Below are 22,818 nucleotides of genomic sequence, written 5' to 3' on the forward strand. Positions count from 1 at the left end.
AAACGCTTGCTATTGCGATAGCAAGCGTTTTTTATTTTTATCATCAATGTAATCGCTATTTCAAGTAAGAGCGGAGCATCCACGCCATTTTTTCGTGCTTCTCCATTAAACCTGTCACAAAATCACTTGTGCCGGCATCGTTATGAGATTCATCGAATTCGCGGATACATTCACGTATATAACGAACAATAGTTTCATGATCGTCTAACAGGTTTTTCAATTGCACTTTTTGATCATTCGTATATTCCGGTTCTAATAAATGGGTCAATTTTAAGAAATCGGCTAAACGACCTACGCTATAATGACCTAATTGGCGAATTCTTTCAGCCACTTCATCGATCATTTCTGCTAATTCTCCGTATTGTGATTCGAAGAATAAATGCATTTCGTGGAAATTATCGCCTTCTACATTCCAGTGATAATTTCTCGTTTTCGTGTACAAAATACTTTCGTCGGCTAATAATACTTGTAGCTTGTCGGCTACAGCTTGTAAACTCTTTTCTGATACGCCAATGTTCACTTTCATTGTGAAGAAGTTTTAAGTGAGATAAATAAATTGACTAATACTTTGCGTGAATGGAGCCGATGATGATTACAAGTCAATTAAAGCATATACTTTATCGTTCATATAAGGACCACCGGGGTTAAGGGCAGTATAATCGAGGTTTATCCAATACTCCCCTTTCATTTCATGATAGTATAACTCTTTTACGGGCGGATTGTTGAATAAGTGAACGACTGCTTGTTTAAAAATCTCGAAATCTTCCTTTGTTCCGCAGTACAATTCCGGGTAAGCATGTCCTCTTACCAAAACGATCCTACATTTTGCACCAATAGACTGCAAACAGGATGCCATTAATATGGAATGATCGTCGCAATCGCCACCCAAGCCGTTGGCAATTGTTTCTTGCGGGGTTGCAAAGTATTCATCACGTTTAGAGTCGTTTACATACTTAAAGTTGTACCGGATGTGCTTATACAAACTTAAATACCGTACAATTTTGCCGTATTTGGGAAAGTATTCGTCGAAATATTTGATAGAGTGTTTAACAGAGTAATTCCGCACAACGGAATCTTGGTCATTGACTTTGTTTTTGATGCCTTTCACGGTTTTATCCATGTACGACTCTACCCTCCTGGGATAAAGGCTTAGGATATCGAGCTGTTTACTATCACGGGCGCCCCAGTTACCTTGCACCATGCCTTTATAATCATTGAGGACGTTATTGAATGAATAGCTTTTGGTGAAGAAGTTGAATACCAATACGCCCATTACCAAGGCAAATGCCGGTATTATTAATGGCTTGAAAATCCATAATATCACCCTCGTAAGTAGAAAAGCAATTAATAATGAAACAAATAGATCGATATGCAACTGTCCTATTAAAATAGGCGGTATAAACCGATTGATAAACGGAGCTAACGGCAATAGCGTTAACAAGCTTAGCAGGTTAAGTAAAAACGTTTGGAAGGTGGTATATTTCGAAGATTCTTGCGCCATGGGATGTAATAAGCCGTAAAATTATGCCAATAAGTCCTGTAATGGTTACGATTTTATTACATCAAGGTACAAGGAAAAGTTCTAAAACCCTTGTTAAAATGCCGTAAAATAAAGACCCCGCAAGGAATTGCAGGGCCGTTGTTATATATGATTTTTCTTGTAAAAAACGTTGTTCAATACGATTGTATTGACAATGTTCCGTAACTATATATACGGAATCATGAATATTTTAGATGTTATATGTGATGGTTATTCGCCTACCAAGCTGGGCACTACTTGTTTGAAAGTGGTGCTTTTGCGGATCATTTCCACTTTATGGATGGCTTCGAGCTTTTGGGGTTCCATTTGTAATTGCCTATAGATTTTGTTTAGCACATTGTAATTCAGCAAGGCAAACATTTTGAAATCCAATTTGTGGGCCATTTCCATTGCCGATTCCGCTAACCTAATGGCGCGGGAATAATCCTTTTCATAGAAACTAATTTCGGCGGCAATAATCTTTTGTAATGTATCCAGGTGTTTCCCGTTCAAGAAATCGGTGGAATATTGTTTCAACACTTTATCGATATGCTCCGATAAGCGTTTCGCCTCTTTCAACTCGCCTACCCTAATATGCGATTGCGCTTCCCAACAAAGCAACATCAGCCTAAATGGATCGGCTTTGCTAAATAACATGGTTGGGTAACGTTGGAACATACGTTGTGTAAAATGCAGCAGCTGTTTATAATCACCAAGTATGAGGAATGCAAAACAGATGGCTTTGCAAACAATTTCCTCCCCGATAGAGAACTTCTTGCTTGTATTGAAGTCCCACATCCTCACATAGTTGTACAGCTTTTCTTTAATAACCGGGTTAATGACCCCGAATTTCAAGTATTCATATATAAACAGGAAGGCTTCATACGGCGTCATCCAAAGCAGTTGCATGGATTCGTCGGCATTACACAGCTTCCGGATGTTAGCTAGTTCGAGTTCACATTGTTCTGCATCCAATTGCATGAAAGCCATTACGAAGAGGTTGCTACGGATTTTCAGTTTATCGTCGCTCGATTCCGAGAGGTTGAGCAGTGTATTCAGTACGCGGCGCTTTTTGAAATGGATGAAATCGTCGTTGATAAATTGCGAAATGGGATTTTTCTTGAAGAACCCCGGCGGGAAGATCACATTTAACGGGATCGCTTGCTGCGTTTCGCGTTGGTGATGCATTACCATATATTCCAATAAATGCGCCTTCTCGGTAGAAGTTAATTCAAGTTGGAACATCGATTGTATACTGCTTACCTGGTCGTTATTGAGAGCACACCGCAGTAACCACTTAAATAAAGAGATCCTAAAGCTTGAATGAGGATAAAGCGCAAGTATTTTGCGTATTAGTTCTTCAGAGATATATTGGTTGGCCTGCTGGTAATAATGCATGGCCGTGAAGTACTCTAATAGGAAGTTATGTGCAAACCGTACTTTCACATTGAACATAATTTCCTGGCTAAGATTTTCTTCCACGAGAATATTATCACCTACCAGTTCTTTATACGAGGAAAAGAGCGTCGCATTTTTATTCAATAAAACCGTCTTTTCTGTATACATCCCATTCCTACCATAATCGAGCAATTCCAGTAGCTTGTCAATGATTTCTATTTTGAAATTATTGGTATTGGAGTTGAAGACTTTATTCTGTACGAATTTCGACGTGATTTCGAATAAGCTGAGATTTTCATCAATAAATCCTTCCGCAGGGGCATCATTTAACTGGCAAAACAGTTGCAAGTAATAAGGATGCCTAAGTTTCTGAATAAAAGCTTCGGTAAATTGGCGGACAGTAGCCGGGTCGAATTTATTATTATATAAGATCGATTTCACTTCCTGTTCCGTCATTAACGGCATATTGATGTTTGTTTCATCATCCATCTCTTGCCCGAGATACCAAAATCTTCGGAACGACGGGTATTGATGTGATTGTTGGAACACTTCGCTCCACGTGCTGGAACGAATGGAGAGAATGACTTTAATCCAAGGATAGGCATCATTGGAGTATACAAAATCCTCGAGTTTGGAATAGAGGACCTTCGTTTTTTCGGCGCCGAGGTTAATTTCATCGAAACCATCGATGATTAAAACGAGTCGACCACCTTTCTCATTAATATGACGAGAAAAATATTCCCTGAAATTTTCGCCTTTGCCGAGGTTCATTTGGTTATCGAGCCAGGTAGCGAGGGAAAACCCTTTCATTAATAAACTACCGGCGGCGTGTGCATGTATAAACCAGCAAACATCATTTTGGTATACAGCTTTAGGGCCGAACCAGAAATGTTCTGTTGCATGCACGAGCGAGAGTGACTTTCCCCAACCCGCAGGAGCAATAAAAACAGTGGCTGCATAATTGCTTTCCAGGAAACGTTCTATATGATGAAGCGTATGTTGCCTTGGAACGGTGTGTTGGAAGTTAATTCCCGATCGGTTCTTAAGCGTTTGCAAGGTGTATTGCGAAACAGCCGTAGCCTTGGTTTTTACCTCGGTCCACCGTTTAAATTCTTCATTAATTTGAGGCGTTCGTAGCGCGATGGGATAGTGGTGATTTTGGAAGGTATCCCAATCTTTAAAGCCACAATAAAAAGCAAGCGTGTTCAACGTGTAACGAGAGAAACTATGTTGCGCAATGGCAAATCCAAATACGCGTTTAAGCGTAGTTTCGCTAACGTGTTTAGTTGTTTTGTTGAGGATAGATTTTGAAAGTTCCTTACACATCGCCGGCGTACTCAAGTCAGCCCCGAATGTTCGCACGACTTCGTTTTGTAAGGTTACAATAAAATCATATGATAGGTCAATCATAAGGGGACAATTAATGGAATCGTATTCGGTTAATCACTTATTTCAAATCATGCAATACATAAAGAGTACAATAGTAGGCGTGCTATTATACAATCATTTACAATATCAGTCACGGTAATTACTTACGGTGAAACTGAACAAACAGATTTAGAAAAAAGAAAATGAACGAAATGAATGGATTGTATCATAATGGATATTCATGCGATAAGTATTTGTAATCAGTAGATTGTATTCGTTTTTCATGGCTGAAAATTTTTTTGAAAATCGTTCAGCTATCGTGTATTCGGGATATATTCTTTACTCAATATAAAGAACCTCTTGATTATATATAGGAAAATGCCTTCCCGTTAACGTGTCATTAACTAACTCGCTCGCGTAAGCATGAACAGCATGTGCTGTTAAAATTCAAAAATGAACAAAATGAACAGAATTTGAAAGAATGAACAGGCGTGAATATTCGAATGTAAAATGAACAAAATGGATTTGTGCTTTTACACAATAGGCTTCTATTTTCGTGTATGCATTATAGTGAATGGATCGACAAATTCTATGAAACGAATAAGCATTTCAACCAAACTATGAAGAAAGTATCCTACTAATAACCGGCAAGTTTTACAACCGAAATTATTATCAGTATTCCTTTCTTAACCTCATTTCCTGTGCTATACTCCAAGTAAATGTTTTGATAAGAACCATCTTATTACCCAAACCATTGTGGCTATGAATTTTAACGTTACTCCTAAAAGCTCTTATCGTGCTTTTATCCTTGTCCTAACGCTCATTATTTCAATGTTCGTGTATCCCGGCGTATTAACCGCACAAAGGGTGTATGCGACCAGTCAAACCAATGCAGTGAACGGCTTGTGCGTGTTGTGTGGTGTTACGAACCCCACCAACCCCGTCACCAATACGAACCTCGACGATTTCTCGCGGTTCAATATTACAGTTGGTTTGCTAGGCGTCTCGGTCCAACAAACCTTGATCTTCCCCACCGTCAACCCCAACCAGGGGTGCGATTCGCTCGTTATAGGCATTAGTAATGGGGGCGCTTTAATTCAAGCCAATTTATTCAATGGTTTAACGGTAGAAACTTTCAATGGGGGTACATCCAATAATGATGCCGTTGCTACAACTGATCCTTTATTACGTTTATTAAACGGTAATACAAGGGCAGAAATTGTACTTCGTCCTTCTGCTTCATTCGATCGGGTAAGATTAACGTTATCATCTAGTTTAGCAGGATTGCTTGGTTCTTTGCAAGTGTATTACGCGTACCACAATAAAGTACAATTAATTTCACCGGTTATTACAAATCCATCTACCTTCTCTGCATGCGTAGGTGTTCCTGTGAATTTGATTTCGAATATTAGCACTCCGGGTTCTACTATTAAATGGTATACCACTTCAACAGGTGGAACCGAAATTACAAACCCAGATGCGAATGGTGATACATTACAAGTAGTGCCTACTGCTCCTGCTACTTATTATGCACAAACTTTCTTAGGCGGCTGTACGAACACAACTCGTTCAGCTGTTACTGTTAATACAAACCCGGTACCTGCATTACCTACTTTATTAAATGCTGTACGTACTATTTGTGCCGGCCAACAAGCTACTTTCAATGTACAGAACCCAGTGGCGGGTGTTACCTATAATTGGTACGATGCTGCTAGCGGTGGTACTTTAGTAGCTACGGGTATTACGTATTCTACACCTAACTTAAATAGCAACACAAGTTATTACGTGGAAGCAGCGCTTCCAACAGGTTGCGTTAGCGCATCGCGGGCGCAAGTGTCCGTCGTCGTTAACCCGGCGCCGGCTGCTCCAGTAGCCTCGCCGTCGAATGTAGTGATAAATAGCGGCCAGTCTGCTACTTTCGCCATTACATCGCCCGAACCAGGTGTTACTTATACTTGGTACGATTCGCCGGCAAAAGTAACTACCCTCACAACGGGTAATACTTATACTACACCTATCTTATTTGGTACTACTTCTTATTATATTGAAGGATCGAATGGTAGCTGTGTAAGTACTATTACCCAAGTAACTGCTACGATAAATGCTGCGAACAACGTGCCTTGTAGTTTTGCAAATCAAAACTTGGGTCCTGTTACTTCTGGCGTTTGTGCATTGTGTACAGTGAATAGTCCAGCTGCAGCTGTAGATAATGATACTACAACAGCCTCTACTATTTCATTAGGTGTGGGAGCTTTGGGTAGCATTGGACAGCTGATTGGTTTTTCCAACACGTATACAGCGGGTGATAGCATTGTGGTAGTATTACAAGTACCTAATACATTGTTAAGTGCTACCTTGTTAAACAACATCGTGTTGCGTCCTTATATAGGCAATGTACCAACGGCAGATCAACCTACGAACTTAAGTTCTGCTTTAGCCAATATCCAATTACTCGGTATTATCGGCGGAACGGGTAAATACCGCGTAAGCATTCCAACCAACAATAACTTCAACGGTGTATTGGTAAGTATCAATGGTGGTGTTGCGTTGTTGTCGAATTTGAATGTATTCTATGTGGCGGCTACTATACCATCTCCTACCCCGGCTAGCAATAACATCAATATTTGTACTGGTAATACAGCTACCTTATCTGTAACGCCTGCGCCTGGTGCTTTCGTGAATTGGTACGATGTTCCATCTGGTGGTACTGCTTTGGCTTCAGGTACGAATACATATACAACGGCTGCTCTTACCAATACTAAAGTATATTATGTAGCTACTGGCAGGTTTGGTTGTGAAAATGGTTACCGTGTACCTATTACAGTAAACGTAAACCAAATCCCAGCCGCCCCGGCAGTTTCGTTAAATAACGTAGCTATTTGTTCGGGTGATTCTACTACCTTCTCTATTGCAACTCCTGTAAATGGCATTACTTATAAATGGTATAATGTATCAACCGGGGGCGCTGCTTTAGATAGCGGTGTTACCTATACTACTCTGCCATTAACGGCAAATGCTACTTACTATGTAGAAGCGAGCGCGAATGGTTGTGCCAGCACAACAAGAACGGCTGTTAACGTAACAGTGAATGCTTCTCCTGCTGCTGTGTCTATCACGCCGCCATCTGCTTCTATCATCCAAGGCCAAACTGCTACCTTAACGGCTAGTTCTGCTACGGCTGGTGTAACCTTTAACTGGTTCACACAACAAACGGGTGGAACAAGTATTTTCACCGGTGCAACATTCACTACGCCACCGTTAACGGCTACTACGACTTATTATGTATCGGCAACAAATGCTGCAGGTTGTAATACGCCTGCAAGAACGGCTGTTACTGTTACGGTAAGTAATGGTGCGGTTGATTTGTCGTGTGGTGGAGCTACTGGTCAAACCAATACGACCAATGGTCTTTGCGTTGGTTGTACTGTACAAAACCCAGCCTTAGCGATCGATTCAAGTACGCAAACGGGTTCTCGTTTGAATATCTTGGTGGGCTTATTGGGTGGTTATGCTGCGCAACGATTGAGCTTCTCTACTACTGGTAACCCAGGTGATAGTATCCAAGTAGGCATCGGCTTCCCTGCAGCGATAGCGGATGTAGGATTGTTATCGTCTGTACAAGTGTTAACCTATAATAATGGTACTGCCAATGGTTCTCCAATTGGTGTAAATGACCAATTATTAAACTTGCGTTTGTTGAATGGTGGCACACAAGCAGTATTTACATTGCCTGTAACCGCTACTTATAACGCGGTAGAAATTAGGTTGAACTCTGGTGTTGCCAGCTTATTGGGTTCTGTATTTGTGAACTACGCAAAAGTAATCGTAGCGGCTCCACAAGTACAGCAAACAGCACCGGCTACTTGTCCGGGTCAAACAATTACATTAAACGCCGTAACGCGTCCGAATACTTCGTTCCGTTGGTATAGTCAACCTGTGGGTGGTTTACCATTAGCGAATAGCGATGCATTTACATCTGGTGTTATTAATAATGATACTATTTTCTATATAGAAGCAGTATCTAGCGATGGTTGCGTTAGCCCTGTACGTACAGCGGTTCCTGTAACAGTGGGTTTACCAAACGTTACAGTGGCTTCTAACAATGTAACGGTGAACATGAACCAAACTGCATTGTTAAGCGTAAGCAACCCTGTAGCTGGCTATACTTACCAATGGTTTGCACAAGCAAACGGTGGTGCAGCATTAGCTACCGGTCCTAACTACACTACGCCGCCAATGACCGTTTCTTCTACTTTCTACGTGGAAGCAACAAATACAGCTGGTTGTAGAACAGCGCAAAGAATTGCGGTGAATGTAAACATATTACAAGTGCCAGGAGCACCTGATGCACCATGTGGTTCTGCAACATCTCAAACTAACACAGCGAATGGCTTGTGTATTGGTTGTTATGTGGAGAACCCAGGGTTGGCGGTTGACTCTAGTACTACAACCGGTTCTACTTTACATACATTAGTTGGTTTAACGGGTGGTTATACATCACAAACATTGATATTCCCAACTGTAAGTAATGTTGGCGATAGCTTAAGAATTGGTTTAACATTCCCATCTAGCCTAGCAGATGTTAGTTTGTTGAACAATATCCAAGTAAGAACATTAAACGGTGCTAACAATAACAATGATCTGCAAACGATCAACGCAGCACCTATCAATATTAACTTGCTTAACGGTAATCGCACAGCGATTATCACGTATGCTCCTCTTTATGCATTTGATCGTGTTGAAATCAGGTTGAATTCCGGTTTAGCTTCAGCGCTCGCAGCTTTGAATGTGAACTATGCAGCACGGATTATTCTTCCTGCTAAAGCACAGGGCGATTCTACAGCGGTTTGTACAGGCCAGCCTGCTACATTAACCGCCGTAGCTCGTCCAAATACTAACTTCCGTTGGTATGCAACACCAATTGGTGGCACCGCCCTCGCAAATGGCGATTCTTATACAACAGGACCAATTACGGTAGATTCAGTATTCTACTTAGAAGCTGTTTCTACAAACGGTTGCGTGGCTCCAACACGTACGCCGGTGCCTGTAAAAGTTGGTTTACCAAGTGTGAACGTTACTTCTAATAATGTAACAGTGAACCTTGGTCAAACGGCTACTTTAAGCGTTAATAACCCTGATGCTACCTTTACTTACCAATGGTTCACAACTGCAACCGGTGGTACTGCTGTAGGTACAGGTGCAAACTTTACTACCCCGGCCATGACGGTAACTTCTGTTTATTACGTTGAAGCAACGAATACAACAGGATGTAAAACCGCCGCTCGTATTCCAGTAACTGTAACAGTACGTCAAGCAGCAGGTCCTAATGATGTGCCTTGTGGATCAGCAACAACGCAAACAAATACAACCAATGGCTTGTGCGTAGGTTGTTATGTTGAAAATCCAACATTGGCAGTAGATTCTAGTACTGTAACTGGTTCTACGATTCACGTGGTATTAGGCTTAACAAATGGTTATGCTTCACAAACATTGATTTACCCAACAGTAAGCAACCCAGGTGATAGCGTACGTTTAAGCTTAACATTCCCATCATCATTAGCAGATCTTTCATTATTATCTAGCATTCAATTCGGTACTTTAAACGGTACTACCAATAACAACGATTTACAGCCGATCAACGCAGCGCCAGTTAAGTTGCAATTGTTGGCAAACAATACACAAGCGATCTTAACATTTGCTCCTGCGAATGTGTGGGATCGTGTTGAAGTGCGTTTGAACAGTGGTTTATTAACGGCATTAAGCGCGGTAAATGTAAATTATGCCGGCCGTGTAATCCTTCCTGCTAAAGCACAAGGCGATTCAGCTGCTGTTTGTACAGGTTCTCCTGCTACATTGGTGGCGGTTGCTCGTCCGAATACAAACTTCCGCTGGTATGCAACTGCAACAGGTGGTGCTCCATTATTCAGTGGCGATACGTATACAACGGGTAATATTACTTCAGATACAGTCTTCTATTTAGAAGCAATTTCTGCAACAGGTTGCGTGGCTCCTTCACGTACTGCTGTACCGGTAAAAGTAGGTTTACCAAACGTTACTGTAACATCAAATAACGTTACTGTGAACGTAGGTCAAACTGCTACCTTAAGCGTGAACAACGCCGATGCTAGTTTCACTTACCAATGGTTTGATGCACCAACAGGTGGCACTGCCGTAGGTTCAGGTGCAAACTTCACAACTCCTCCAATGACGGTTACAACAGTTTATTATGTTGAAGCTACCAGTGGTACAGGTTGTAAAACTTCTGCGAGAATTCCTGTAACTGTAAACGTTCGTCAAGTAGCTGGTCCTAATGATGTACCATGCGGATCGGCTACTTCACAAACCAATACAGCCAACGGGTTATGTATAGGTTGTTATGTTGAAAATCCAACATTGGCTGTAGATTCTAGTACTACTACAGGTTCTACATTGCATGTTATTGCAGGTTTATTGAATGGTTACGTTCAACAAACATTAATTTATCCTTCTGCTAGCAATGTGGGTGATAGTGTGAAAATTGGTTTAACATTCCCAAGCAGTATTGCGAACGTAGGTGCATTAAATAATATCCAAATTGCTACTTACAATGGTGCAACATTTAACGGTGATCGTAACACGTTAAACGCTGCTCCTGTACAAGTAAGCTTACTCAGCAACAATACACAAGCCATCATTAGCTTCGTGCCAAATGTAGTGTTTGATCGTGTTGAAATTAGGTTGAACTCTGGTGTAGCGCAATTGCTCAATGCCGTGAACATTAACTACGCCGGCAAAGTAGTTGCCCCTGCAAGAGCACAAGGCGACTCTGCTGCTGTGTGTACAGGTACGCCTGCAACATTAAATGCAGTAACGCGTCCGAATACAACCTTCCGTTGGTACGCAACGGCTGTAGGTGGTACACCATTATACAGTGGCGATAGCTTTACAACAGGTAACATCACTGCCGATACTGTCTTCTATTTAGAAGCGGTGTCTAGCAATGGTTGTATTAGCCCAGTTCGTACAGCGGTACCGGTAACTGTAGGTTTACCAATTATTTCTGTAACCTCTAATAATGTAACGGTTGATCGCGGTCAAACGGCTACCTTAACCGTAAATAACCCAGTAGCTGCATATACCTACAATTGGTACGATGTAGCAACTGGTGGTACTTCATTGTATACCGGTGCTAATTTCACAACGCCACCAATGACGGTAACGTCTGTATACTATGTAGAAGCAACAAATGCAACAGGTTGTAAAACAGCGCAACGTATCGCCGTAACGGTGAATGTGCGTCAAACCGGTACTGGCCCGGTTGTGCCTTGTGGATCAGCTACAACGCAAGTAAATGCAGCGAATGGTTTGTGCGTGGGTTGTTATGTTGAGAACCCAACTTTCGCCATCGACTCTAGCAGTACTACCGGTTCTACTATGCACTTGGTATTGGGCTTAGCGGGTGGTAACTTATCACAAACGCTCATCTTCCCAACTGTAAGTAACGTAGGTGATACTGTGAAAGTGAGCTTCACATTCCCAAGTAGCTTGGCAGATGTAGGCTTGTTATCAAATGTTCAAATCAGCACATTGAATGGTACGACTGATAATAACGATCTTCAATCGATCAACAGTGGTCCTATTCAATTGCAATTGTTGAACAACAATACAAATGCAATTCTTTCTTACGCTCCGGCAAGTGCCTTCGATCGTGTACGTATCACCATGAATTCTGGCATAGCACAAGCATTGAGTGCATTAAATGTTAACTATGCATCTAGGGTGATCTTACCTGCGAAAGCACAAGGCGACTCTGTAGCGGTATGTACTGGTCAACCAGCTACATTACGTGCAGTAACTCGTCCGAACACAGCCTTCCGTTGGTATACAACACCAACTGGTGGCACACCATTGGCAACAGCCGATTCTTATACGACTGGTAATATCAGCAGTGATACCACCTTCTACTTAGAAGCAATTTCTACTACAGGTTGTACAAGCCCTGTACGTACAGCGGTGAAAGTGAAAGTAGGCTTACCGAACGTAAGCGTTACTTCTAACAACGTCATCGTTGATCGTGGTCAAACGGCTCTATTATCAGTTAACAATCCAGATACTTCCTTCACTTACCAATGGTTCGATGTAGCCACTGGTGGTACAGCTTTGGCAACAGGCGCTAATTTCACAACGCCTCCAATGAATGTTTCTGGTGTATACTATGTGGAAGCAACCAATGCAACAGGTTGTAAAACAGCACAACGCATCGCGGTGAACGTGAACGTTCGTCAAACGCCAGGCACTGCCGATGTACCATGTGGATCTGCTACTACGCAAACAAATGCAGCGAATGGCTTATGTGTAGGCTGTTATGTTGAAAATCCAAACTTCGCGGTAGACTCTAGTACAACCACTGGTTCTACAATTCACTTAGTATTAGGCTTAACAGGTGGTAATGTATCACAAACATTGATCTTCCCAACTGTAAGTAATATTGGTGATAGCGTGAAAGTAGGCTTAACATTCCCAAGCAGTTTAGCTGATGTAGGATTATTAGCCAATATTCAAATCGGTACATTGAACGGTACGACGAACAATGCCGATATGCAAACAATCAACAGTGGCCCAATACAATTACAACTGTTGAATAATAACCAACAAGCGGTACTTACATTCGCTCCAACGAAAGTATTCGACCGTGTACAAATCACGATGAACGCAGGATTAGCGCAAGCATTGAGCGCGGTTAACGTGAACTACGCAGCACGTGTAATTGCACCACCGGTAGCACAAGCCGATTCTACCGCTGTATGTACTGGCTTACCAGCTACATTACGTGCAGTAACTCGTCCGAATACTACATTCAGATGGTATACAACTGCAACAGGTGGTACACCATTATTCAGTGGCGATACTTACACTACAGGTAACATTACGAAAGACACTGTATTCTACTTAGAAGCAGTATCGTCTACAGGTTGCGTAAGCCCTGTACGTACAGCAGTTCCTGTAACTGTAGGCTTACCATCAATTTCAGTAACTTCTAATAACGTATCAGTACTTCGTGGTCAATCCGCTACCTTAACGGTTAACAACCCGGTTGCGGCATATACTTACAACTGGTTCGATACACCAACAGGTGGTACATCATTATTCACCGGTCCGAACTTCACTACGCCGGCTATGAATATTACCACGGTGTACTACGTGGAAGCAACCAATGCAACAGGTTGTAAAACTGCACAAAGAGTGCCTGTAACCGTAACGGTAATTCAACCAAATAGTGGTGCCGATGTACCATGTGGTTCTGCCACTACTACTACCAATGCGGCGAATGGTATTTGTGTAGGCTGTTATGTTGAAAATCCAAACTTAGCAGTAGACTCTAGCACTATTACTGGTTCTACTATGCACTTGGTATTAGGATTAGTAAACGGAACATTAACACAAACATTAATTTATCCAACGCCTAGCAATGTAGGTGATAGCGTAATCGTAAGCTTAACATTCCCAAGCACATTGGCAGATGTTGGTTTATTATCAAACGTTCAAATCGGAACAATGAACGGTACTACGAATAACAATGATCTTCGTACTATCAACTCCGCTCCGATTACATTACAATTGTTAGCGGGTAATCAAAGAGCTTTAGTATCATTTAAACCAACAGCAGCGTTTGATCGCGTTGTGATTAGAATGAACTCTGGCTTAGCACAAGCAGTCAGCGCATTAAATGTGAACTATGCTGCTCGTGTAATTGCACCTGCTAAAGCACAAGGCGATTCTGCAGCTGTATGTACCGGCTCTCCTGCTACGTTGAATGCAGTTGTTACACCAAATACAACTTACCGTTGGTACAACCAACCTGTAGGTGGTGCTGCCTTGTTCGTAGGATCGCAATTTGTAACAGGGCCAATTACTGTAGATTCAGTATTCTACTTAGAAGCGGTTTCTGCATCAGGTTGTGCAGCTCCAACAAGAACACCGGTGCCTGTTAGCGTTGGTTTACCAAACGTAACTGTAACTTCTAACAACGTAACGGTTGATCGTGGTAACACGGCTACCTTAAGTGTAAATAACCCCGATGCAACATATACATACCAATGGTTTGATGTAGCTACAGGTGGTACAGCATTGTCAACAGGTGCGAACTTTACAACGCCACCAATGCAGGTTTCTTCTGTGTACTATGTTGAAGCAACTAATAACATAGGTTGTAAAACAGCACAAAGAATCGCGGTGAATGTAACAGTACGCCAAGCACCTGGTCCGAACGACGTGCCATGTGGATCTGCAACATCACAAACAAATGCAGCTAACGGCTTATGTATAGGTTGTTACGTAGAAAATCCAGGTTTAGCGATCGATTCTAGTTCTGTAACAGGTTCTACGATCCATGTCATCTTAGGATTAGTAAATGGTTATGCATCACAAACCCTCATCTTCCCAACTGTTAGCAATGTTGGTGATAGCGTACAAGTATCCTTAACATTCCCAAGCACAATTGCAGATGTAGGATTGCTCTCTGGTGTACAAGTAGCTACTTACAGTGGTACTAACTACAACAATGATATTCGCAACATCAACGCGCAAGGTGTAACATTAAGATTGTTACCAGGCAATACGCGTGCAATCTTAACTTATGCACCAGCTCAACCATTCGATCGTATCGAAGTAAGATTGAACTCTGGTTTAGCACAAGCATTAAGCGCAGTAAATGTGAACTACGCGGCAAGAATTATCCAACCGCCTGTTCCAACAGCAGACTCAGCGGTAATTTGTGCCGGTACTTCTGCTACATTAACTGCTAATCAACAACCAAACAGGTCGTACCGCTGGTACAGTGCTCCTGTAGGTGGTAACCTCTTATTCAGCGGCGCAACATTCGTAACGCCTGCATTATCAACCACTACTACTTACTACTTAGAAGCAGTAGCAGCAACAGGTTGTGTAAGCCCAGTAAGAGTTCCGGTGCGTGTAGTAGTAACAACTGCTCCTCCAGCACCAACTGTAGCGGCATCTACCGTAACTACTTGTGCCGGTACAACTGCCACTTTACAAGCTACAGGTCCAATGGGTGCATCATTCAGATGGTACACAACAGCAACAGGTGGTACACCTGTAGGCGACAGTGCAACATTTATCACCCCTGTATTGGATAGTTCTAAGATTTATTATGTTGAAACATATTTGAATTCTGGTTGCGTAAGTTTAACCCGTACGGCAGTTACTGTAAACGTGTCTACACGTCCAAGCTTGCCGGTGGTTACACCTAACGCACCAACCATTTGTGAGGGCAACACGGCAACGTTAACAGCTACTAGCTCAACGCCAGGTGCAACGATCAATTGGTATACTAGCGCAACGGCAGTTTCTCCAATCGCAACAGGTGCTTCGTACACAACACCGGTATTGTCGACCAGTACAACGTTCTACGTGAGTACATCATTTGGTCAATGCCAAAGTGCATCGCGTGTACCTGTATTAGTTACCGTAAACCCTGCTCCATTAGCACCTACCGTAACTAAAATCCCAACAAACGGCGTAGTAATGTATGGCGATAGTGCCACGCTAACTGCGTTTGTTACCAACCCTGGCGCTCGTTACTATTGGTATACAGTACCAACTGGCGGTGTGTACGACTTTGAAGGTGCTACTTTCGTAACACCTGGTTTAACGCAGAATGTAACTTATTACGTAGAAGCAGTAAGTACTACAGGTTGCGTAAGTCCTCGTACAGCGGCAGCTTTAATTGTTGATCGCAACTTTAACCCTGGTTGTGATATCGCGAATAGCGATACAGTCATCACATCAATTGGTTGTGTATTATGTAGTGTAACTACGCCAGACAACGCGGTTGATAACGATACAACCAACTTTGCCCAATTGAACTTGCCGGTAGGCTTGTTATCGGGTAGCATTTCGCAATACTTAAAATTTGGTTCTACTAGCAATGCAGGTGATTCTGTTAGCTTGATCTTAGAAGTGCCAAATACAATTGTAAATGCGGCGGTATTGGGTAGTATCGTGGTGAACTCTGCGAATGGCAATACAAGCAATAACGAAAATACCAGGTTAGATAATCAAATTGTGAAACTTGATTTGATTGGTGGTGGAACGAATAAATTCCGTGTAACATTCAAACCAAGCGGTGCATTTGATAGAGTAGAAATTAAATTGGATGCAGGCTTAGCAACGCTCTTCCGTAACTTACGCGTATACTATGGCTTCCGTGTAGTGCCTGAGGCAACTGTGGCGGTGAAAGATGTGACCATCTGTAAAGGTAGTACAGCAACATTCACAGCAACAGCACCAGCTGGTGTAACCATCAACTGGTACGATGCTCCACGCGGCGGTACATTATTACGCACTGGAAATACATACACAACACCAGCATTAGATACATTAACTGTATACTATGTTGAAACAGTTCGAACTTCAACAAACTGTCCGAACCCAATCCGTGTAGCAGTAACGGCAAGAGTATTACCAATTCCAGTACCACCGGTATTAGTAACGAACGATACCTTGGTATGTCCTGGTGCTTCTGTAGTATTAAGAGTACGCAGCTCCAATCCGAAAGATACCATCCGTTGGTTCAATGCACCTACTAATGGTACATTGTTAGCGGTAGATAGCATCTTCACCACACCAAACCTTAGTACAACCACTACATACTACGTTGAAACATTCAACGGAACATGTACAAATACAGGCGGCAGAAGAGCCGTAACAGTTACCGTGAACGGCGTGGTTCCAACCCCAACATTCACTGTTAACAATGTAACTATCTGTGAAGGTGCAGCAGCTACCTTCCAAGTAACATCCGATTCAGTAGGTGTAACTTATAGATGGTACACAAGCCAAGCTGGTGGTACACCGGTATTCACTGGCAGAACATTCACTACCCCTGCATTGACGAGCAGCACTATCTACTATGTGGAAGCAGCACGCGGAACATGTGTTAATAATGGTGGTAGAGTGGCTGTAACAGCAAATGTAAATGCATTGCCTACAGCTCCTGTATTAGTGAATAACAGGGTAAGTACATGTACTGGCAAAGCAGCAACACTTACTGTAGCGAACCCAATCGCAGGTATTAGCTACAGGTGGTATAATGCACCGGTGAACGGCACATTACTCTTCACAGGTATCAACTACATTGTTACACCAACAGCAGATAGCACTACATACTATGTTGAGGCCATTAGCGCAGCATTGTGTGCAAGTAGCACAAGAACAAGTGCAACTGTAATTGTAGGTGCATCGCCTTCTGCTCCGGTTGTTGATACAGCTAGTGTAACCATTTGTTCTAATACAAGTACTGTGTTACGCGTAAGAACACCACAAACAGGCCATGTGTACAGGTGGTATTCAGCTCCACAAGGCGGCACATTGTTGTTCTCTGGTGCACAATTCGTAACACCAATCTTAACAGCTAATACAAACTACTACGTTGCAGATAGCATCGCAGGTGGCTGTCCGAGCGATACAAGAACATTAGTTCAAGTAATTGTTCGTCAAACACCAAATACACCGGTAGTAGCACAAGGCACTACAATTTGCGCAGGTAACAACACAAGGTTAGTTGTTCAAAATGCACAAACAGGTGTGATCTATCGTTGGTACGATGCCGATATGGGCGGTACATTGTTAGCAACTGATACAGCGTTCACAACGCCAATCTTGAATGCTACCACTACTTACTATGTGGAATCGTCGAACGGCACTTGTACCAATGCAAATGGTCGAGTGGCAGTATTAGTAACTGTAAATAGCGTTCCAACAATACCATTGTTAGTAAACAACAACTTACAAACATGTACATCTCAACCAGTTACCTTCACTGTTCAAACACCAATTCCTGGTGTAACGTACAACTGGTATAGTGCAGCTACAGGCGGTACCTTGTTATTCACCGGTACTAGCTACACGGTAACTCCAACAGGCGATAGCGCTAGGTATTATGTTGAAGCGGTTAGCAATAATAATTGTGCAAGCATTGCTAGAGCAAGCGGCATAGTGAGAGTAACGGCTACCCCGGCAGCACCAACAGTGGATTCAACATCTGTAACTATCTGTAAAGGTGCAAATGCTACCTTACGCGTATCGAACCCAACAGGTAGTAGCTTCTACCGTTGGTACGATGCTCCAACAGGCGGAACATTGTTATTCACAGGTGCAACCTTCATTACGCCTGCAGTGAATGCAAATACAACTTACTATGTAGCCGATAGCTTAGCATCTGGTTGTATCAGCGCTACAAGAACTGCTGTGAATGTTGTGGTGCGTGATGTGCCAAGCACTCCTGTCGTAGCAAGCGGTACAAATATCTGTGCAGGTAATACGGCGAGATTGGTTGTTCAAAATAGACAAGCCGGTATCACATACCGTTGGTACAATGCTGCAGGTACTTTGTTAGTAACCGATAGTGTATATGTAACCCCGGTATTAAGCGCTACTACTTCTTACTTCGTAGAAGCTTCTAATGGCATCTGTAGTAATGTTGGTGGTAGAGTTGAAGTGGTAGTAACCGTGAACGCAGTGCCAACCACTCCGTTGGTAGCTAACAATAACCAGGTTTCATGCGCTGGTCAACAAGTAACCTTCAATGTTCAAAACCCAGTTACTGGTATAAATTATAATTGGTACAGCACTGCAACAGGTGGTACGCCAATCTTTACAGGTGCAAACTTCACTGTTACACCTACTACAGATAGCGCTACTTATTATGTAGAAGCCCTCAGCGGTAGTAATTGCCCTAGCGCCGCAAGAACAAGCGTGAAAGTGGTAGTACGCACTGTACCTAATACACCAATCGTAGCAGGTGGTACAAATATCTGCGCTGGTAATACAGCAAGATTAGTAGTACAAAACAGGCAGCCGGGTGTAACATACCGTTGGTACAATGCTGCTGGTACCTTGTTAGTAACTGATAGTGTATATGTAACACCAACATTAACCACTACTACTTCTTACTTCGTAGAGGCTGTTAACGGCAACTGTACGAATGCTGGTGGTCAAGTAGAAGTGATCGTAACCGTAGGTACAGTACCAACTACACCTGTGGTAGCTAACAATAACCAGGCAACATGTACTGGTCAACCTGTAACCTTCAATGTTCAAAACCCAGTAATGGGTGTAACCTATAACTGGTACAATAGTGCAACAGGTGGTACGCCAATCTTCACAGGTGCAAACTTCACAGTAACACCAACAACAGATAGCGCTACTTACTATGTAGAAGCAGCAAGCGGCAGCAATTGTACAAGCATTGCAAGAGCAAGTGTGAAAGTAACCGTTACGCCTGCTCCTCCTGCTCCAACTGTTGACGTGGCTAGCAGAACAATCTGTAAAGGCACTACTACAACGTTAAACGTTACGAACCCGAACAGCTTGTATATCTATCGTTGGTACGATGCGGCAGTGGGTGGTGTATTAGTACACACCGGTGCTAGCTTCCCAACACCAACCATCAATGTAAACACTACATTCTATGTTGAAGCAGCGCTTACAGGTGGATGCGCAAGTGCAACAAGAACCAGCGTAGCCATCACCGTAACCGATGCGCCAGCAGTTCCAATCTTGGTGAACAGCGCCATCACAACTTGCGGCGGAACAACGGCTTCCTTAGCAATACAAAACCCAGTAAGCGGTATCACCTATAATTGGTACGATATGCTCACCGGCGGAACATTGGTACACACTGGTGCAACCTTCACCACGCCAATCCTAACCACTTCAACGACATACTATGTTGAAGGTGTGAACGCAGGTAACTGTGCTAGCGTAAGCCGTGCAAGCGCCGCTATAACAGTGAACCCAGCGCCGGATACAGTGGTGGTTGATGCAAACAATGTTTCTACTTGCGCGAATACAAACGTAATGTTACACGTACAAAACCCAGTAGCAGGTATTACGTACCGTTGGTACGATGCGCCTACTGGTGGTACAGTGGTAGGAACAGGTGCCGATTTCATTACTCCAATATTAACAGCAACAACTACTTACTACGTAGAAGCAGTTTCTGCAGCTAACTGTAGTAGCATTAAACGTACAGCTGTCACTGTAACTATTGTAAATGGTGCCGATGTACCGGTAGTTGAAGCAACAGACATAACGGTTTGTAGAGGAACGAGGGCTGTTATTAGAATCCGTACACCAAGAACGGATCTCCAATACAGCTGGTACGACCAACCAGTTAATGGTAACCTCGTATTCCAAGGACCGGTATTCCAAACACCGAATGTAAATGCAGCCACTACTTACTATGTAGAAGCTAGCTTACTGGGTGGTAGCTGTACAAGCAACGGACGTACACAAGTAAACGTTACGCCTGCCGATGCACCAAGCACCCCAGTGCTCGTGAACAACGTAGTAACAACATGCTCTAACAGCACGGCTACATTCGCTATTCAAAATGCACAACCAAATGTTACATACCGTTGGTACGATGCGGCAGTTAATGGTAACCTGGTATTCACTGGTACTTCATTCACCACATCAGCATTAACAGTAGACATCAACTACTACGTAGAAGCAGTTATCGCTGGAGCGTGCGTAAGCCCAGCAAGAGCGATTGCAGAAGCGAAAGTTGGTCCTCGTCCGAATGCTCCAACAGTAGCAGGTAATGCAGATCCAATTTGTCCGAATACGACAGATACCTTAACAGCTACCTCTACTCAACCAGGTGTAACATTCAATTGGTACACAACAATAGGTGGTACTACACCGGTATTCACAGGCGATAGGTTTATAACACCGGCCTTAACGGCAACTACTACATACTATGTTGAAGCAGCTTACTCGAACAGTGGTTGTGCAAGCACTGCTAGAACGGCTGTAACAGTAACAGTATTGAGCGTATTACCGCAACCGACTGTAACCTCTTCGAACCAAACAGCTACTTCGGTAACATTCAGATGGAACCCAATCGTTGGCGCAATTGGTTATAGAATTTCGATAGATGGTGGTCAAACATCCATATTCAGACCGAAAGACAGCCTTACTTACACCGTAATGGGATTAGAGCCAAACCAAAACGCTTCTATCCAAGTAATGGCCATCGGTGCGAATGCTTGTGCGAACAGTGCATGGGTGTTATCATCTACCAAAACAAATAACCCTGCGGGTAACTTGGTATTCGTTCCAAATGCATTTACACCGAATAATGATGGTTTGAACGACATCTTGTATGTGTACGGAACAACCATCCAAACCATGCAATTATACATCTACAACCAGTGGGGTCAACAAGTATTCGAATCGCGTGACAGAAGTGTAGGTTGGGATGGTACGATGAGTGGTAAAGTACAGCCTGTAGGTGTATACAACTACGTGTTAAAAGTTCAATTACAAGACGGTACGATTATCAATAAACGTGGTACGATTACCATCATTAGATAAACCAAAATTCATTAGATCAATTCACCTCAGCAGGAATGAGAATGTATCCCTTCTCATTCCTGCTTATCACAGAACAAACATAAAAATGTTCCCATGAGAAGTAAGATCATCATTGTAGTGCTGGCACTTTGTGCATTTGTTCCCTCATTAACAAAAGCACAAGTAGACCCACACTTTTCCCAGTATTATGCTTATCCCCTATGGTTAAACCCCGCATTAGCCGGCATCGTAGACGGCGATTATAGGATTAATGCAAACTACCGTACCCAATGGAATAACTTCGGAAAACCGTTTTCAACCGCCGGTGTTTCTGCAGATGCTCCTACCGGTAAAAATATGGGCGTTGGCTTGAATATCTTAAATATGTCGGCCGGCGACGCAGGTTACAACTATTTTAACGCGATGGCCTCTTTTGCTTATAACGGTGTGAAGCTGGGTAAAAACCAAACCAGCCAATTCTCATTCGGTATCTCGGCAGGGCTCGTCAATCGTAGAATCGATGTAGATAAACTCCAATTAGGTAGTCAATACAACCCCGTAATCGGTTTCGACCCCGATAGAATCAGCGGTGAAAACTTCAGTAACACCTCTTCTACAGTATTCGATGTTAACGCAGGTATCTTATTCTTCGACGGGAACCCCAATCACCAAATCAACCCGTTTGTAGGCGTATCAGCTGCGCACCTTACACAACCTTCAGATCCATTCGTGGCGAATAACCTGGAAGACAAGAAATTGCCTATCCGCTATTTAGCACATGGTGGTGCCCGTATTAAAATCAACGATCAATTTACTGTAACTCCTACTGGTTTGTACATGCGCCAAGGTAACGCTGAAGAAATTGTAGGCGGTGCTTATGCACAGGTAACCGTTAGCTTGGAATGTGATGTATTGATCGGGGCAAATTACCGCGTGAACGATTGCGTTATCCCATTTGCTGGGGCTCGTTATCAAAACTTCACGTTGGGCCTGAGTTACGACGCCAATACTTCGGATCTTCGCAGGTTAGTGAATGGTAGCAACAGCTTCGAAATGTCACTCTCCTACATCTTCCGTAAGAAAAGGATCTTCCAACCAGAATACTTTATCTGCCCGAGGTTATAATGATCAAAATAGATCGTCAAAAACTCAATACATCATTCCAATATACCTAG

The 22,818-nt window shown here is 42.8% G+C and carries 5 protein-coding genes; 2 read left to right on the forward strand and 3 right to left on the reverse strand.

The genetic code is table 11. The features are described from left to right. Positions 1-55: 55 nt before the first annotated feature. The 3 genes from LX64_RS19165 to LX64_RS19175 form a co-directional block, all read right to left on the reverse strand. On the reverse strand, positions 56-526 hold the full coding sequence (locus tag LX64_RS19165) for a Dps family protein (protein WP_111599309.1): 471 nt from the start codon (positions 524-526) through the stop codon (positions 56-58). 66 nt (positions 527-592) lie between these two features. Next, positions 593-1,501, reverse strand: coding sequence for a transglutaminase domain-containing protein (locus LX64_RS19170; protein ID WP_111599310.1), 909 nt, complete (start codon positions 1,499-1,501; stop codon positions 593-595). A 249-nt stretch (positions 1,502-1,750) separates the two neighbouring features. Then, entirely contained in the window at positions 1,751-4,327 is a 2,577-nt protein-coding gene (locus LX64_RS19175; RefSeq protein ID WP_111599311.1) for an NACHT domain-containing protein, read from the reverse strand. Between the two features lie 720 nt (positions 4,328-5,047). On the opposite strand from LX64_RS19175, the gene LX64_RS19180 reads away from it, so the two are divergent. Further along, positions 5,048-21,664, forward strand: coding sequence for a gliding motility-associated C-terminal domain-containing protein (locus tag LX64_RS19180; RefSeq protein WP_148707390.1), 16,617 nt, complete (start codon positions 5,048-5,050; stop codon positions 21,662-21,664). 93 nt (positions 21,665-21,757) lie between these two features. After that, positions 21,758-22,768 carry a PorP/SprF family type IX secretion system membrane protein gene (locus tag LX64_RS19185; RefSeq protein WP_111599313.1) on the forward strand — a complete coding sequence of 337 codons (1,011 nt, stop codon included), beginning with the start codon at positions 21,758-21,760 and terminating at the stop codon, positions 22,766-22,768. Positions 22,769-22,818: the final 50 nt, after the last annotated feature.

The organism is Chitinophaga skermanii, assembly GCF_003259335.1.
Lineage (GTDB): Bacteria > Bacteroidota > Bacteroidia > Chitinophagales > Chitinophagaceae > Chitinophaga > Chitinophaga skermanii.